Origin of the sequence: Burkholderia sp. AU16482, from assembly GCF_002223285.1 — a bacterium.
In the GTDB taxonomy this organism is placed as follows: domain Bacteria; phylum Pseudomonadota; class Gammaproteobacteria; order Burkholderiales; family Burkholderiaceae; genus Burkholderia; species Burkholderia semiarida.
Genome location: NZ_NKEY01000003.1, coordinates 1,766,993 through 1,782,851 on the forward strand (window position 1 = coordinate 1,766,993; position 15,859 = coordinate 1,782,851).

The following is a 15,859-nucleotide window of genomic DNA, read 5'->3' on the forward strand; positions in this document are numbered from 1 at the left end:
CGATCGTCTGGCGCACGGATAAATCTTCCGTGCACACGGATCGCTTCGTGCGCCTATCCTGAAGTTGCTCGCGTGGCGCGTGCGGGTCGGCGTGGTGCCGCTCGCTCCGCTTCTGCCGCAACGACGGCGAATGGTTTGCGTCCGGCATGCGCGCGCGGCGAACGAGGCCGCCGGCATGCCGGCCCCGCCTGTATCAACACCGCCACGGCGCCGTGGCAATCGCATCCGAGTCCCCATGTTACGGCTAAGCGAAATCAAACTCCCCCTCGACCACCCCGAGAGCGCACTCGAGGCCGCGATTCGCGCGCGGCTCGCGGAGCTCGGCGTGGCGCCAGACGGGTTGCTCCGTTACACCGTGTTCCGCCGCGCGCACGACGCGCGCAAGCGCGCCGACATCAAGCTCACGTATATCGTCGACGTCGAAGTCAAGAACGAGGCGGCCGCGCTCGAGCGGATCGCCGGCAAGCCGCATTGCGGCGTGACGCCCGACATGACGTACCACTTCGTCACCAAGGCGCCCGAGCACGCCGATTTCCTGCGCCCGGTCGTCATCGGCATGGGCCCGTGCGGGCTGTTCGCGGGGCTGATCCTCGCGCAGATGGGGTTCCGTCCGATCATCCTCGAACGCGGCAAGGCCGTGCGCGAGCGCACCAAGGACACCTTCGGCCTGTGGCGCAAGAGCGTGCTCAATCCCGAATCCAACGTGCAGTTCGGCGAAGGCGGCGCGGGAACGTTTTCCGACGGCAAGCTGTACAGCCAGATCAAGGATCCGAACCACTATGGCCGCAAGGTGCTGGACGAATTCGTCAAGGCCGGCGCACCCGACGACATCCTGTACCTGAGCCGCCCGCACATCGGCACGTTCCGCCTCGTCAGCATGGTGGAAAAAATGCGCGCGTCGATCCACGAACTCGGCGGCGAAGTGCGCTTCGAAACCCGTGTCGACGACATCGAAATCGACCAGGGCAAGGTGCGCGCGCTCAAGCTGTCGAACGGGGAAACATTGCGGTGCGACCGCGTGGTGCTGGCCGTGGGCCACAGCGCGCGCGATACGTTCCAGATGCTGCACGACCGCGGCGTCTATATCGAAGCCAAGCCGTTCTCGCTCGGGTTCCGGATCGAGCATCCGCAAGGCGTGATCGATCGCAGCCGCTTCGGCAAGTTCGCGGGCCACAAGCAGCTCGGCGCAGCCGACTACAAGGTGGTCCACCACGCAAGCAACGGGCGCGCGGTCTACAGCTTCTGCATGTGCCCGGGCGGCACGGTGGTCGCCGCGACCTCGGAGCCCGGCCGCGTGGTCACCAACGGAATGAGCCAGTATTCCCGCGCCGAGCGCAATGCGAATGCGGGCATCGTCGTCGGCATCACGCCGGACGACTATCCGGGCGGCCCGCTCGCCGGCATCGCGTTCCAGCGTAAATGGGAAACGCGCGCATTCGAACTCGGCGGCGGCGATTACCGCGCGCCCGGCCAACTGGTCGGCGACTTCATCGCGGGCCGGCCGTCGACGTCGCTCGGTGCGGTGGAGCCGTCGTACAAGCCCGGCGTGACGCCGACCGATCTCAGTACCGCACTGCCGGACTACGTGATCGAAGCGATCCGCGAAGCGCTGCCCGAGATCGACAAGAAGATCGCCGGCTTCGCGATGCACGATGCCGTGCTCACCGGCGTGGAGACGCGCACGTCGTCGCCGATCCGGATTCGACGCAAGGACGACTACCAGAGCATGAACGTCGAAGGCCTGTATCCGGCCGGCGAAGGCGCCGGCTATGCCGGCGGCATCTATTCGGCGGCGATCGACGGTATCGAAGTCGCGCAAGCGGTCGCACTGAGTCTGACGTCGGGGCACGCGTCCTGATTTGCGGCACGGGGTCGGCGCGCGCAGGCTCGCCAGCCGAGCGCCGCCGGGCCTGCCCCGCTCGTTGCAACGCTTCGGAAGGGCGAAAGACGCGCCGCCCACGGCCATGCGCCCTTCTTCGGTGCCTCGTCGCAAGCGCTCGCGAGCGACCGCGCGAACCCGGCTGCCGCTGCAAGACAGCGCCGGCAGTCGACCAAACGGCCAACTTCGCGCGTTCACGTCGATGCCACTGGTAAACTCGGGCAACCCAAGCAACAACTTCATGCCTGACCTATGACCACGCTGTCGCCCGAAGCCTTCGCAGGCCACACTCCGATGATGCAGCAGTACCTGCGCCTTATCTGACGCGGGTCAGCGAAAAAAACCTACGCCAAGACTTACGCCTGCTGTTTTGAGAAGCCATTAGCTCAGTCCATCAAGAATCTAGATTCTGGACAAACCCACGGCCGGCCATTACCGATGAAGAAGATGTAGCGAGTGCCTTGTTCTGAAATCGAATTTCTAGCATCCGGCCTTCGCAAGAAACGAATTTTAACCGCCTTAGCAACAACACCCACCTCTGCTTTCAGGGTTGCACTTTCCGGGCTTCCTTCGACTGCTTCAAGGCGACCAAATCTGTATCCAATTGCCATGTAGAAGTGGGCAACCGCGACAACGAATAAGCAAATACCCGCGCCCCCAAACGCTACTCCTCCTACTGAATCACCAGTGATGCCAAAGTACGCAATAGTGCGCTCCAATGCATAGCTACCCAGCAAGGTAGATCCCAGGCCCATGATCGCGTAAGCATTTGCGCGTGACTCTGGTCTCATTTGTAGCCTCACTGAACCGTGATTGATAATTTCAAGAAGCACACCGCCCCCTGATGCGTCCCTGGCTATCGACGAACCCAAACAGTCATAATCTAGGCGATCTAGCAGAGTCGTCCAACGGGAAGTGGTCGCGTTGCGCGTTGTCGCCCCCCTTTCACTCGGACGCTTCCTCGATAGCCTTCAAAATTATTTGCTGCTCGTCAATTACACTCTCATCTCCGGAAAAGCGGGACATTTCCATATGTCCATCGTCGAACACGTCGATCTCGATACGCTCGCCTGGCACAGTTATGGAAATCAGAATGGTGTCCGGGCGATGCCGGCCCAATGTATAAAAGAGGCGGCGTTCGTCCAGGTTGCTAAGCAATTCGTACAAAGGATGCGTCATATATCCTCCGTCACGGTCAGCAGATCACGACAAAGCCGAAAATGACGCGGTAGATCGATTCGTTCACGTAGCGGTCTCCGGTCGACATATCGAGGAAATGGACAGAACGTCCGATGCTCGATCAATGAACCCCTACAGTCACAATCTAGACTGTCGACCGCAACTGGCGTGTCGGGGTTAGCACTATGTGGCGGGTTGTGCCCGCAGCGCTACGCGCGTGAGGCAGGACAGGCCCCTGACGCTGCCGAGTCCCCCTACAGCTGGCCAAACGGCCAACTTCGCGCGTTCACGTCGAAGCCACTGGTAAACTCGGGCAACCCAAGCAACAACTTCATGCCTGACCTATGACCACGCTGTCGCCCGAAGCCTTCGCAGGCCACACTCCAATGATGCAGCAGTACCTGCGCATCAAGGCCGATCATCCGGACACGCTCGTCTTCTACCGGATGGGCGACTTCTACGAGCTGTTCTTCGAGGATGCGGAAAAAGCGGCACGCCTGCTCGACCTGACCCTCACGCAGCGCGGCGCGTCGGCCGGCACGCCGATCAAGATGGCCGGCGTCCCGCATCACGCGGTCGAGCAATATCTGGCGAAGCTCGTGAAGATGGGCGAATCGGTCGCGATCTGCGAGCAGATCGGCGATCCGGCCACGTCGAAGGGCCCGGTGGAGCGCAAGGTCGTGCGCGTCGTCACGCCCGGCACGCTGACCGATGCCGCGCTGCTGTCCGACAAGAACGACGTCTACCTGCTCGCGATGTGCACCGGCCACAACAAGCGCGGCGTCGCGGTCAACATCGGCCTCGCGTGGCTGAACCTCGCGAGCGGTGCGCTGCGGCTCGCCGAAATCGAGCCCGAGCAGCTCGCCGCCGCGCTCGAACGCATCCGGCCGGCCGAAATCCTGACGCCTGACGGGGCAACCGACGCCATTCCCGCCGGCGCGGGCGCAACCAAGCGCGTGCCGGCCTGGCACTTCGACATCGCATCGGGCACGCAGCGTCTGTGCGACCAGCTCGACGTCGCGAGCCTCGACGGTTTCGGCGCGCATTCGCTGACGAGTGCGTGCGGCGCGGCCGGCGCGCTGCTGCTTTATGCCGCGGCCACGCAAGGCCAGCAACTGCGGCACGTGCGCAGCCTGAAGGTCGAGAACGAAACCGAATACATCGGGCTCGATCCGGCCACGCGCCGCAATCTCGAACTGACCGAGACGCTGCGCGGCACCGAGTCGCCCACGCTGTATTCGCTGCTCGACACCTGCTGCACGACGATGGGCAGCCGCCTGCTGCGTCACTGGCTGCATCATCCGCCGCGCGCATCGGTCGCCGCGCAGTCGCGCCAGCAGGCAATCGGCGCGCTGCTCGATGCGCCGGCCAGCGCGAGCCTCGATGCGCTGCGCAGCGCACTGCGCCAGATCGCCGACGTCGAACGGATCACCGGGCGGCTCGCGCTGCTGTCCGCGCGCCCGCGCGACCTGTCGAGCCTGCGCGACACGTTCGCCGCGCTGCCGGCGCTGCGCGAGCGCATCGGCGCGATCGTCGCGAACGCGGATGCGCTCGCGCGCGTCGACGCGGCGCTCGCGCCGCCCGCCGAATGCCTCGACCTGCTGACGAGCGCGATCGCCACCGAGCCGGCCGCGATGGTGCGCGACGGCGGCGTGATCGCGCGCGGCTACGATGCCGAGCTCGACGAGCTGCGCGACATTTCGGAGAACTGCGGGCAGTTCCTGATCGACCTCGAAGCGCGCGAGCGCGCGCGCACCGGCATCGCGAACCTGCGCGTCGAATACAACAAGGTGCACGGCTTCTACATCGAGGTCACGCGCGGCCAGACCGACAAGGTGCCCGACGACTACCGCCGTCGCCAGACGCTGAAGAACGCCGAGCGCTACATCACGCCGGAACTGAAGACCTTCGAGGATAAGGCGCTGTCCGCGCAGGAGCGCGCATTGGCGCGCGAGCGCGCGCTGTACGACTCGGTGCTGCAGGCGCTGCTGCCGTTCATCCCCGAATGCCAGCGCGTCGCCTCGGCCCTCGCCGAGCTCGACCTGCTCGCCGCCTTCGCCGAACGTGCACGCGCGCTCGACTGGGTCGCGCCCACCTTCACCGACGAGATCGGCATCGAAATCGAACAGGGGCGCCATCCGGTCGTCGAAGCGCAGGTCGAGCAGTTCATCGCGAACGACTGCCGGTTCGGCCCCGAGCGCAAGCTGCTGTTGATCACCGGGCCGAACATGGGCGGTAAGTCGACGTTCATGCGGCAGACCGCACTGATCGCGCTGATGGCGTACGTCGGCAGCTACGTGCCGGCGAAGTCGGCGTGCTTCGGCCCGATCGACCGGATCTTCACGCGCATCGGCGCAGCCGACGATCTCGCGGGCGGCCGCTCGACCTTCATGGTCGAGATGACCGAGGCCGCGGCGATTCTCAACGACGCGACGCCGCAAAGCCTGGTGCTGATGGACGAGATCGGCCGCGGCACGTCGACCTTCGACGGCCTCGCGCTCGCCTGGGCCATCGCGCGCCACCTGCTGGCGCACAACGCGTGCTACACGCTGTTCGCGACGCACTACTTCGAGCTGACGCAACTGCCGGCCGAATTCCCGCAAGCAGCGAACGTCCATCTGTCGGCGGTCGAGCACGGCCACGGCATCGTGTTCCTGCACGCGGTCAACGAAGGCCCGGCGAACCAGAGCTACGGTCTTCAGGTCGCGCAGCTCGCGGGCGTCCCGGCGCCGGTGATCCGCGCCGCACGCAAGCACCTCGCGTATCTCGAACAGCAGTCGGCCTCCCAGCACACGCCGCAACTCGATCTCTTCAGCGCGCCGCCGGCGGCCGTCGACGATCTCGAATGCGCGGATGCGCCGGCGCTGCCCGACACGCCGCATCCGGCGCTCGAAAAACTGCGCGACATCGATCCCGACGATCTCAAGCCGCGCGAGGCGCTCGATCTGCTGTACGAACTGCGCACGCTGGTCCGGTCGCACGATGCCGACGGGCACGCGTAAGCGCATTGCGCGGGGCCTGCCGGCCCGCGCCGCCGCCGCGCTCGTCGCGGCGGTTGTTGCGTTCGCGCAGGCCGGTGCGCTGGCCGCGCCGCCCAAGCGCAGCGCCGCGCCCTATTCGTTCGCGGTCGTGTCGGGCGTCATCAACGCCCCGGCGGACGAACCGGCCGCGCAGCGGCTGCTCGATGCGATCGCACGGGAGCGCAACCTCGCGTTCGTCGTCTATGCGGGCGATCTCAAAGGCTCGAAGGAAGCATGCCGCGACACGCTGTATTCGCAGCGCGGCGCGATCCTGGATTCGGCGCGCGTGCCGCTCGTGTTCATTCCCGGCCACGACGACTGGATCGCCTGCAACACCGCGGCGGGAGGCGGCTACGACCCGGTCGAGCGGCTCGATTTCCTGCGGCAGACGCTGCTCGCCGATTCTGCTCTGCCCGACCCGCGTGCGCTGCAGATTACGCGGGAGAGCGAAGTCGCACGGTTCCGGCCGTATCGCGAGAACGCCCGCTGGATGCGCGACGACATCGTCTACGTCGCGCTCAACGTGCCGGCGCCGAACAACCATTATTTGACGGCGGGCGGCCGCAACGGCGAATTCGAGGACCGCGTGATCGCGAACAGCTTCTGGATCGACCACGCGGCCGAGTATGCGAAGCGGCGCGAAGCGCGCGCGATGGTCGTGATTTTCGAAGGCGATCCGCAGTTCGAACGCTATGAACGCTCGGAGCGCTTCGCGTGGCTGCGCTTCAACCGGCCGCGCGTACGCGACGGCTTCCGCGAGCTGAAACGAACGCTGGTGAAGGCCGCGGCGACGTTCCGAGGCCCGATACTGGTGGTGCACGCGAGCGGCGAACCGCTGGCGAACGGCTTTCTGATCGACCGTCCGCTGCATGGCGACGACGGTGAGCTGGTAGGAAACGTGACGCGCGTCACGATCGGACCGCGCCATCCGGCGAATCAGTGGGTGAAGGTAAGCGTATCGCCGGCACGGCAGACGATCTTCAACGTGAGCCTGCAGGAAGTACCGAAGAACCTGCCGGTGCCGCCCACGCTGCCGCTCGTGCCGCGCGACGACGTGCCGCTGCCGCAGATGCCGGAAATCCCCGCGCTGCCCGCGCTGCCCGATGCGTCGTCGGTCGCGCCGCCGTTGCAGGGCGACGGCGCCGCACCGGGCGGCGCGTCGTGGCTGGCACCGCCCCCTGCATCGGGGCCGGTGCCGGGCCTGCCGGCAAGCTCAGTGCAGGGTGCGCCCTGACGGCGCTTCGCCGTCTTCGTCGTCGTCCTCGTCGACGATCTCGAGCCCTTCCGCGCCATGCGCGTGCTCGTGCTCGATTTCGTCTTCGGTGGCTTCGCGCACGTCCTTCACGGTCAGCGCGAAACGCAGCGCCATGCCCGCCAGCGGGTGGTTGCCGTCGAGCACGACCTTGTCTTCGGCGATATCGGTGACCGTATAGATCAGCGAGTCGACTTCCTCGTCACCGTCTTCCGGCGTGCCTTCGAACTGCATGCCCACTTCGAGCGGCTCGGGAAAACGGTCGCGCGGCTCGATCTTCACGAGTTCGGGATCGTAGTCGCCGAACGCGTCCTGCGGCTCGAGCTGGATCTGCGCCTGGTAGCCAGCCTCGTGGCCGTCGAGCTGTTCCTCGATCTTGGGGAACGTGCCATCATAGCCGCCGTGCAGATAGACCATCGGCTCGTCGCTTTCCTCGATCAGGTTGCCCTGTGTGTCCGACAGCTTGTAAGTGACCGACACGACGGTGTTTTTTGCGATTTTCATCCAATTCTCCCAAATACAAGTCTCATTATACGATGCGCAACCGGTCTCAAGCCGAACCGCGGCAAGCCGCTGCCGCCCCGCTCGGCGCGCCGCCCCCCGATCTTCCCACGCCGCTGCTCGGCGGCCTTACGCCGGCGCAATTCATGCGCGGCTACTGGCAAAAGAAGCCGCTGTTGATCCGCCAGGCGATTCCCGGCGTCGCGTCGCCGGTCACGCGCGATGCATTGTTCGAGCTCGCCGCCGACTATGACGCGGAATCGCGATTGATCACCCATTTTCGTAACAAGTGGCAACTGGCGCACGGCCCGTTCGAACCCGACGCGCTGCCCGCCGTTACGCGCAAATCCTGGACCCTGCTCGTGCAGGGGCTCGATCTGCACGTCGACGCGGCGCGCGCGCTGCTCGACCGCTTCCGCTTCATCCCCGACGCGCGGCTGGACGACCTGATGATCTCGTATGCGACGGACGGCGGCGGCGTCGGCCCGCATTTCGATTCGTATGACGTATTCCTGCTGCAGGTCGAGGGCCGGCGCCGCTGGCGGGTCGGCGCGCAGAAGGATCTGTCGCTGCAGCCGGACGTGCCGCTGAAGATTCTCGAAAACTTCGAGCCGAGCGACGAATGGGTGCTGGAGCCCGGCGACATGCTGTATTTGCCGCCGCACATCGCGCATGACGGCGTCGCCGAGGGCGAGTGCATGACCTGCTCGATCGGCTTCCGGGCCCCGTCCGCGGGCGAGCTGCGCGCCCAGTTCCTGTACTACCTCGCGGAGCGCGGCGGCCTGCGCGACGCGGGCGGCGACGATCTCTACCGCGATCCGAAGCAGCCGGCCGTCGATGCGCCCGCGCAACTGCCGCCGGCCATGGTCGAACGTGTCGCCGAGATCGTCGACGCGATCCGCTGGCGCAAGCGCGACGTCGCCGAATTCCTCGGCTGCTACCTGAGCGAGCCCAAATCGAACGTCGTTTTCGACCCGCCCGAGCGCCCGCTGTCCGAGGCGGCGTTCGTCGCGCAGGCGTCACGCCGCGGCGTGCGTCTCGACAGAAGGGCCGCATTGATGTATAACGCGCGCTCGTACTTCATTAATGGCGAGGAAGGGCCACTCGAGCAAGCCGATGAATGGCTGCCCGAACTGGCCAATCAACGCCAGATGGAGGCGAAACGGTTTGTAACACTATCCCGGGTTCCCTCGATGACAGCCTTGTTGCACGAGTGGTATCGTGCGGGCTGGATACGGGTCGGATGCCGGAATTAGTGTGAGTCGCCCCGTATGCCCGTACAGATCAAATTCTGTATGGGAAAGACAACGTATTGACCCCGCATTTGTCGACGGTCGATAGGAAAGTGCATATAATTTCCGCCCAAGCCGTAGGGAAGATTCACGCTCTAAGAAGTGCATCTCCACCAGCGGCCCAGGTCGGTGTTGGAGCACATTACCGGTATTGTTTCGCGCTGTTGCTTACCTTTAACCATAAAAGGACGTGATCATGAAGAAATCCCTCCTCGTAGCTTCCCTGTTGGCTGCTGTTGCACTGGCTGCTTGCAACAAGAGCGCTGATCAAGCTGCTTCGTCGGCTGCAAGCGACGCGGCTGCTGCTGCTTCGTCGGCTGCTTCGGCAGTTGCTGGTGCTGCGAGCGACGCTTCGGCTGCTGCTTCGTCGGCAACGGCTGCTGCGAGCGACGCTGCTGCTGCAGTGGCGTCGGCTGCTTCGGCAGCGACGGCTGCTCCGGCTTCGGGCGCAAGCCAGTAAGCCTTCAGCGTCAGCTGAAAAAAAACCGGCCCGAGGGCCGGTTTTTTTACGTCTGCCGCTTTCGAATCGAGCGCCCGGCAGTCGCTTCGGGCCGCCGCGGCGGCCCCGCCCTGCTCATCCGAGCGTCAGCCAGTCGAAGCCCGCGTCCTGCGAGGCCACGATCACGTCTTCCCCGTCCGTCCCGAGCACGCCGCCAAACGCCTGGCGAGCCAGTTCCGGCAGATTGTTCTGCTGGCTCAGATGGGCCGCGACCAGGTGCTGGAGACGGCTGCGTTCGAGCGACGCGAGGATGTCGGCCGCCGCGTCGTTGCTCAGGTGGCCGTGGTTGCCGCCGATCCGCGCCTTCAGCGACTGCGGATAGCGGCTGGCGGCCAGCATCGCGGTATCGTGGTTGGATTCGAGGACGAGCGCGTCACAGCCGCTCAAAACGGCCGTGATGTGCGGCGTGGCCATCCCGACGTCCGTCAGCACGCCGAGCCGGCGGCTTCCGTCCATGAACACGAACTGGAGCGGTTCCCGCGCATCGTGGGGAACCGTATAGGGCATCACGGCCAGATCGCGTATCGCGGCCGTCTCGTCGCCCCACAGCACGTGCAGATCGACATCGGCCTCGTCCGCGCCGACCGCGCGCGCGGTGCCCCAGCTCATGTAGAGCGGCAGCGACGCGCGGCGCGCGAGCGTCAGCGCGCTGCCGACGTGGTCGCTGTGTTCGTGGGTAATGAGGATCGCATCGAGATCGGCGATGCAGAGATTCAGTCGGCCGAGCCGGCGCTCGACCTCCTTGGCGGAAAAGCCGCAGTCGAGCAGCACGCGGGTGGTCGTCGTGCCGCTCGAGGCCTCGACGACCAGCGCGTTGCCTTCGCTGCCGCTTCCGAGGCTGGCGAATCGCACGCGTTCAGTTCAGTTGCGCGTGCAGCAGCGAGATGATCCGCTGCGCGTCCGACGAGTTGTCGATCTGGCCATTCGCGCCGATCACCGCGACCTGCGTGCCGCCGGTGCCTTGCGCGCGCACGTTGACGAGGAACTCCTTGCCCGGCTTCGCCGCCGACGGGCCGCCGTAGAACAGCTTGCCGAACAGGCCGTCACGCTTGAGCTCTTCCATCGAATTCGCATAGCGCACGGTGTACACGCCCTTCTCGCGGTCGCGATTGTCGACCGTGAAGTTGGTCCGGTCGAGCGCGAGGCCCACGCGCAGCCACGCGCGATCGAACGACTCGGCCAGTTGCAGTGTCGCCGCGCCGCCGCTCGTGTCGCTGACCTGCGCCGGCGCCGTCGCGGGGCGCGCATCGGTCAGCAACTGCTTTGCCTGCGCGTCGGTCAGCCCGAACTTCTGCATCAGCTTCGACAGGAACACGGCTTCGAGCACCGGGTTGCGCGGCCGCTCTTCCCAGCGCGACGACGTGCCGCCCTGCGGGCCGACCATCATTTCTTCCATCGCGCTGTGCGTGATCGAGATGTCGGTGTTGCCGTCCGGCGTGCGGTTCACGAGCGTGCGGAAGCGGTCGCGCGTACCCGACGAATACGCGAAATCGATGACCTTGCCGATCGTGCGGCGGAACCAGTCGTCCGGAATGTTCGCGCGGTTCTCGGCCCAGTCGGTGGCCATGATGCCCGTCGACGGCGCATCGGTCTTCAGCGAGAAGCCGTTCTCCTGCCAGAACTCCTTCAGGATCGGCCACAGCTGCTCGGGCGTGCGGCCGTCGACGACGAGCCAGCGGCGGTCGCCGTCGCGCTCGATGTGCATGCCGAGCGGATCCTGCGCGCTCGGGATGCCGTCGGTCGCGTTGCCGGCCTTCGTCGTGGCCCGCGGCGGCAGCGTGCCGAGCCCGGCGTTGGTCGGCGGCGCGACGAACTGCTGCGTCGTCGGCACCGGCTTCAGGTCGCTCGGCACCGCGAGCGGCGGCGCCGAACCGGTGTTCTTGTAGTTGACCCGGTCGGGGGCCAGGTAATCGTTCAGCGTATCGCAGCCAGCGAGCGCGCCCAGCGCCAGCGCCACCACCGACAACTGGATGGCGCGAGAGGAAAAGGCGAAACGTTTCATGAAATCCTTCGTCTTGCTAGAACGCTCGTCAGGAGCGGCGCCGGACGGAGCCGGCCGGTGCGGGTTGATCAGGGGTCGAGCCGGCGGCCGCAGGACGCGGCCGCCTTGCCATCAGAGAACGCCGGCCTCGACGAGGGCCGAACGCACGGCATCGTGGCAGCGCTCGTCGAGCGCCGTGAGCGGCAGCCGGATACCGCCCTGCATCTTGCCCATCGCCTGCAGCGCCCACTTCACCGGGATCGGGTTCGCTTCGATGAACAGGTTCTTGTGCAGCGACAGCAGCTTCATGTGCAGCGTGCGGGCCGTCTGCACGTCGCCGGCCAGCGCCGCGCGGCACAGCTCGCTCATCGCGCGCGGCGCGACGTTCGCGGTCACAGAGATGTTGCCGTGGCCGCCGAGCAGCATCAGCGCGATCGCGGTCGGATCGTCGCCGCTGTAGATCGCGAAATGCTTCGGCGCGGCCTTGATCAGGTGCGCGGCGCGATCGATGTTGCCGGTCGCTTCCTTCACGCCGATGATGCCCGGGACTTCCGCGAGGCGCAGCGTCGTCTCGTGCGCCATGTCCGCGACCGTCCGGCCCGGCACGTTGTACAGGATCACCGGCAGGTCGACCGCTTCGGCGATCGTCCGGAAGTGGCGGTACATGCCTTCCTGCGTCGGCTTGTTGTAGTACGGCACGACCTGCAGCGTCGCGTCCGCGCCGACGGCCTTCGCGTGCTTCGTCAGCTCGATCGCCTCGGCGGTCGAATTGCCGCCCGCGCCCGCGATGATCGGGATGCGTTTCGCCGCATGCTCGACCGCCGTGCGGATCATCAGGATGTGCTCTTCGACGTTGAGCGTTGCCGACTCGCCGCTCGTACCGACGACGACGAGCGCATCGGTGCCTTCCGCGATGTGCCAGTCGATCAGTTTGCGAAACGCCGGCAGGTCGAGACTGCCGTCTTCGAGCATCGGGGTGACGATCGCGGGGATGCTGCCGCGGATTTGAATGCCGTCTTGGGTGCCGTTAGCCATGAAACGCGATTGATTGTGTACCGGTAAACGTTGAGATTGTAGCGGATTAGCCGGGCAGTTCGTAACGTGGAATTCCCGCCCCCGCCTTCGGGGTCGCGCCCTCGCGCACCGCGCAAAGACGCTGGACGAACGCCTCGCGCGGCGCGGCGACGAAACCGTCCTCGTATGCGACCACCCGCAGGTGCCCGCGCACGGCGTCCAGCAACTCGCCCGGAGCGAGCAGGAACGCGGGGTTGGACGGCTTCCCGACCGTTTCGTTTCCTTGCGCGAAGGTTTCGTAGACCAGCACACCGCCCGGCGCCACGGCATCGAATAGATGGGGCCAGAGCGGGCGATGCAGATAGTTCGTAACGATCACGGCCGCGAACCGCTCGTCGGCCGACAGCGGCCATGGCGCGCCTTCGAGATCGGCCACGCGGGCGTCGACGCCGGCAATCGCGCGCAACGCGGCCAGTGCGACCGGATCGCGGTCGAGCGCGACGACCGGATGGCCGCGCGACGCGAACCAGCGTGCATGGCGGCCGCCGCCGGCGGCAACGTCGAGCACCGCACCGCCGGCCGGCACGAGCCGCGCCCATTGCGCGACCCACCGCGACGGCTCGGCCTGGCCGACGTGGCCGCCCGCGGCGGCGATGACGGATTCGCTCATGCGCCGGATCAGTTGTACGACAGGCCCATCGCGTCGCGCACGTCGCGCATCGTTTCCGTCGCGTACTTGCGCGCCTTGTCGCAACCGTCCGCGACGATCGCACGCAGCAGCGACGGGTCGTCCATGTACTTCTGCGCGCGCTCGAGCATCGGCTGCTGTTCGCGCAGGATGCCCTCGACGACCGGCTGCTTGCAGTCGAGACAGCCGATGCCCGCCGAGCGGCAGCCCTTCTGCACCCACTCGTGCGTCGCTTCGTCCGTGTAGACCTGGTGAAGCTGCCACACCGGGCACTTGTCGGGATCGCCCGGATCGGTGCGGCGCACGCGCGCGGGATCGGTCGGCATCGTGCGGACCTTCTTCGTGATCGTCTCGGCGTCTTCGCGCAGGCCGATCGTGTTGCCGTACGACTTCGACATCTTCTGCCCGTCGAGGCCCGGCATCCGCGACGCCTCGGTCAGCAGCGCCTGCGGCTCGACCAGGATGATCTTGCGCGCGCCTTCGAGATAGCCGAACAGGCGCTCGCGATCGCTCATCGACAGGCTTTGCGATTCCTGCAGCATCGCGCGCGCCTGTTCGAGCGCCTCGTCGTCGCCTTCCTGCTGATACGCGTTGCGCAGCTCGTGATAGAGCTTCGCGCGCTTGCCGCCGAGCTTCTTCGCGGCTTCGAGCGCCTTCTCCTCGAAACCGGGCTCGCGGCCGTACAGGTAGTTGAAGCGGCGCGCGATCTCGCGCGTCATCTCGACGTGCGGCACCTGATCCTCGCCGACCGGCACGAGCGAGCCGCGATACAGCAGGATGTCGGCGGCCATCAGCACCGGGTAGCCGAGGAAGCCGTAGGTGGACAGGTCCTTGTCCTTCAGCTTCTCCATCTGCTCCTTGTAGGTCGGCACGCGTTCGAGCCAGCCGAGCGGCGTGCTCATGCCGAGCAGCAGCGCGAGTTCCGCGTGCTCGGGCACCTTGCTCTGGATGAACAGCGTCGCCTGCGCCGGATCGATGCCGGACGCGAGCCAGTCGATCAGCACGTCCCATACGTTCTTCTCGATGACCTCGGGCGTCTCGTAGTGCGTCGTCAGCGCATGCCAGTCGACGACGCAGAAGAAGCACGGGTACTCGGACTGCAGCTTCACCCAGTTTTTCAGCACGCCGTGGTAATGACCGAGGTGCAGCGATCCGGTGGGTCGCATGCCGGAGAAAATACGTTCTGGGAACATGATTGTCGTTAGAAAAGCGAGGCGAAGGGAGACAGGATGGCGCTCAGCACGGCATAGCCGACATTGACGAGCGGACGCAGCCAGAAGTTCGTCAGCACGCCCGTCGTGACGAGCACGAGGACGATGATGAAACCGTACGGCTCGATGCGCGACAGCGCGATCGATTGCCTGGTCGGCAGCAGCGCCGCCAGGATGCGGCCGCCGTCGAGCGGCGGCAGCGGAAAGAGGTTCAGCACGCCGAGCACGAGGTTCGCGCTGACGCCGGCCAACGCCATGCGCGTGAAGAACGGCTCGTCGACGCCGACGGCCGGCAGCACGAGGGTCAGCACGCCCCAGACGAGCGCCTGCACGAAGTTGCAGGCCGGGCCCGCGAGGGCGACCCACAGGCTGCCCCAGCGCGGATTGCGCAGGTTGCCGAACGACACCGGCACCGGCTTCGCATAGCCGAACAGGAACGCGCCGCCGGTGAGGAAGTACATCGCGAGCGGAATGGCGATCGTGCCGAGCGGATCGATGTGACGCATCGGATTGAACGACACGCGCCCCATCGCATAGGCGGTATTGTCGCCGAGCAGACGCGCGGCATAGCCATGCGCGGCCTCGTGCAGCGTGATCGCGAAGATCACGGGTAGCGCGTAGACGGCGATGGTCTGTATCAGGGAAGCATCCATATCGCGTTATTGTAACAAGCGCACTCGCGCAAAAATGGCACGGCGCGTCATGCGGCCGAGAGCCCGAAGGGTTCGAGGGAGCCGCGCCCCGCGCGGATGAGTTCGGGCGCATCGCCGGTCAGGTCGATCACCGTCGACGGCTCGCGCGGGCACGCGCCGCCGTCGATCACGAGGTCGACCTGTTTCTCGAGCCGCGTGCGGATTTCCTCGGGATCGTTCAGCGGTTCGTCGTCCGGCGGCAGGATCAGCGTCGTGCCGAGCAGCGGCTGGCCGAGCGACTCCAGCAGCGCGAGCGTGATCGCGTGATCGGGCACGCGCAGCCCGATCGTCTTGCGCGACGGGTGCGACAGCCGGCGCGGCACTTCCTTCGTCGCCTGCAGGATGAACACGTACGGGCCCGGCGTCACCGACTTGATCTGCCGGTACTGGCGGTTGTCGACCATCGCGAAATTGGCGAGCTCCGACAGGTCGCGCACGAGCAGCGACAGATGCTGCTTTTCGTCGAGGCCGCGAATCCGGCGCACGCGCTCGACCGCGTCCTTGTCGTCGAGATGGCACGCGAGCGCATAGCTCGAATCGGTGGGCATCGCGATCACGCCGCCCTTGCTGACGATCTCCACCGCCTGCTTGATCAGGCGCGGCTGCGGATTATCCGGATGAATCCTGAAGAACTGGGACATGGGGACACGT

General features: G+C 66.1%; 14 protein-coding genes and 1 pseudogene. 5 read left to right on the forward strand and 10 right to left on the reverse strand.

What is annotated here, in order from left to right:
- The first annotated feature begins 235 nt into the window (after positions 1-235).
- Complete coding sequence (locus CFB35_RS10830) at positions 236-1,858, forward strand: NAD(P)/FAD-dependent oxidoreductase (protein ID WP_059583373.1); 1,623 nt, start codon at positions 236-238, stop codon at positions 1,856-1,858.
- Between the two features lie 407 nt (positions 1,859-2,265).
- Here CFB35_RS10830 and CFB35_RS34255 read toward each other — a convergent pair whose 3' ends face one another.
- Both CFB35_RS34255 and CFB35_RS10835 read right to left on the reverse strand, forming a co-directional pair.
- Positions 2,266-2,712 (reverse strand): hypothetical protein, encoded by a 447-nt coding sequence (locus CFB35_RS34255; RefSeq protein WP_155634530.1) that lies wholly within the window; start codon positions 2,710-2,712, stop codon positions 2,266-2,268.
- Between the two features lie 112 nt (positions 2,713-2,824).
- On the reverse strand, positions 2,825-3,058 hold the full coding sequence (locus CFB35_RS10835; RefSeq protein WP_059583372.1) for a hypothetical protein: 234 nt from the start codon (positions 3,056-3,058) through the stop codon (positions 2,825-2,827).
- Positions 3,059-3,402: 344 nt separating this feature from the next.
- On the opposite strand from CFB35_RS10835, the gene mutS reads away from it, so the two are divergent.
- The gene (mutS, locus tag CFB35_RS10840) at positions 3,403-6,060 is read left to right on the forward strand and encodes a DNA mismatch repair protein MutS (RefSeq protein ID WP_059583370.1); all 2,658 of its coding nucleotides are present in this window, start codon (positions 3,403-3,405) and stop codon (positions 6,058-6,060) included.
- On the forward strand, positions 6,041-7,312 hold the full coding sequence (locus CFB35_RS10845; protein WP_179231726.1) for a hypothetical protein: 1,272 nt from the start codon (positions 6,041-6,043) through the stop codon (positions 7,310-7,312). The genes mutS and CFB35_RS10845 overlap by 20 nt, the downstream gene beginning before the upstream one ends.
- On the opposite strand, the gene CFB35_RS10850 is transcribed toward CFB35_RS10845, so the two are convergent.
- Complete coding sequence (locus CFB35_RS10850; protein ID WP_059583368.1) at positions 7,292-7,834, reverse strand: peptidylprolyl isomerase; 543 nt, start codon at positions 7,832-7,834, stop codon at positions 7,292-7,294. The genes CFB35_RS10845 and CFB35_RS10850 overlap by 21 nt on opposite strands.
- 32 nt (positions 7,835-7,866) lie before the next feature.
- Here CFB35_RS10850 and CFB35_RS10855 point away from each other — a divergent pair, with 32 nt between their 5' ends.
- Together CFB35_RS10855 and CFB35_RS35605 are read left to right on the forward strand one after the other, a co-directional pair.
- Positions 7,867-9,087, forward strand: coding sequence for a cupin domain-containing protein (locus tag CFB35_RS10855; RefSeq protein WP_059583367.1), 1,221 nt, complete (start codon positions 7,867-7,869; stop codon positions 9,085-9,087).
- 56 nt (positions 9,088-9,143) lie between these two features.
- Positions 9,144-9,390: pseudogene (locus CFB35_RS35605) on the forward strand (hypothetical protein).
- A gap of 307 nt (positions 9,391-9,697) precedes the next feature.
- Here the strand turns inward: CFB35_RS35605 and CFB35_RS10870 are convergent.
- The 7 genes from CFB35_RS10870 to CFB35_RS10900 form a co-directional block, all read right to left on the reverse strand.
- Complete coding sequence (locus CFB35_RS10870; RefSeq protein WP_059583365.1) at positions 9,698-10,474, reverse strand: MBL fold metallo-hydrolase; 777 nt, start codon at positions 10,472-10,474, stop codon at positions 9,698-9,700.
- A gap of 4 nt (positions 10,475-10,478) precedes the next feature.
- Entirely contained in the window at positions 10,479-11,624 is a 1,146-nt protein-coding gene (bamC, locus tag CFB35_RS10875) for an outer membrane protein assembly factor BamC (RefSeq protein WP_059583363.1), read from the reverse strand.
- Between the two features lie 111 nt (positions 11,625-11,735).
- Positions 11,736-12,638, reverse strand: coding sequence for a 4-hydroxy-tetrahydrodipicolinate synthase (gene dapA / locus CFB35_RS10880; RefSeq protein ID WP_059583362.1), 903 nt, complete (start codon positions 12,636-12,638; stop codon positions 11,736-11,738).
- 46 nt (positions 12,639-12,684) lie between these two features.
- Positions 12,685-13,287: a bifunctional 2-polyprenyl-6-hydroxyphenol methylase/3-demethylubiquinol 3-O-methyltransferase UbiG gene (locus tag CFB35_RS10885; protein WP_059583360.1), complete on the reverse strand. Its 603-nt coding sequence runs from the start codon at positions 13,285-13,287 to the stop codon at positions 12,685-12,687.
- Positions 13,288-13,295: 8 nt separating this feature from the next.
- Positions 13,296-14,498, reverse strand: a complete 1,203-nt coding sequence (locus CFB35_RS10890) for a tryptophan--tRNA ligase (protein ID WP_006487046.1) — start codon at positions 14,496-14,498, stop codon at positions 13,296-13,298.
- Between the two features lie 8 nt (positions 14,499-14,506).
- Entirely contained in the window at positions 14,507-15,169 is a 663-nt protein-coding gene (locus CFB35_RS10895; protein WP_059583358.1) for a site-2 protease family protein, read from the reverse strand.
- 47 nt (positions 15,170-15,216) lie between these two features.
- Complete coding sequence (locus CFB35_RS10900) at positions 15,217-15,849, reverse strand: L-threonylcarbamoyladenylate synthase (RefSeq protein WP_059583357.1); 633 nt, start codon at positions 15,847-15,849, stop codon at positions 15,217-15,219.
- Positions 15,850-15,859: the final 10 nt, after the last annotated feature.

Bases quoted from the DNA above. Each gene is read 5' to 3' on its own strand.
- CFB35_RS10830 (WP_059583373.1), top strand. From the start codon at position 236: ATGTTACGGCTAAGCGAAATCAAACTCCCCCTCGACCACCCCGAGAGC.
- CFB35_RS10835 (WP_059583372.1), bottom strand. From the start codon at position 3,058: ATGACGCATCCTTTGTACGAATTGCTTAGCAACCTGGACGAACGCCGC.
- mutS (WP_059583370.1), top strand. From the start codon at position 3,403: ATGACCACGCTGTCGCCCGAAGCCTTCGCAGGCCACACTCCAATGATG.
- CFB35_RS10845 (WP_179231726.1), top strand. From the start codon at position 6,041: ATGCCGACGGGCACGCGTAAGCGCATTGCGCGGGGCCTGCCGGCCCGC.
- CFB35_RS10850 (WP_059583368.1), bottom strand. From the start codon at position 7,834: ATGAAAATCGCAAAAAACACCGTCGTGTCGGTCACTTACAAGCTGTCG.
- CFB35_RS10855 (WP_059583367.1), top strand. From the start codon at position 7,867: ATGCGCAACCGGTCTCAAGCCGAACCGCGGCAAGCCGCTGCCGCCCCG.
- bamC (WP_059583363.1), bottom strand. From the start codon at position 11,624: ATGAAACGTTTCGCCTTTTCCTCTCGCGCCATCCAGTTGTCGGTGGTG.
- dapA (WP_059583362.1), bottom strand. From the start codon at position 12,638: ATGGCTAACGGCACCCAAGACGGCATTCAAATCCGCGGCAGCATCCCC.
- CFB35_RS10885 (WP_059583360.1), bottom strand. From the start codon at position 13,287: ATGAGCGAATCCGTCATCGCCGCCGCGGGCGGCCACGTCGGCCAGGCC.
- CFB35_RS10890 (WP_006487046.1), bottom strand. From the start codon at position 14,498: ATGTTCCCAGAACGTATTTTCTCCGGCATGCGACCCACCGGATCGCTG.
- CFB35_RS10895 (WP_059583358.1), bottom strand. From the start codon at position 15,169: ATGGATGCTTCCCTGATACAGACCATCGCCGTCTACGCGCTACCCGTG.
- CFB35_RS10900 (WP_059583357.1), bottom strand. From the start codon at position 15,849: ATGTCCCAGTTCTTCAGGATTCATCCGGATAATCCGCAGCCGCGCCTG.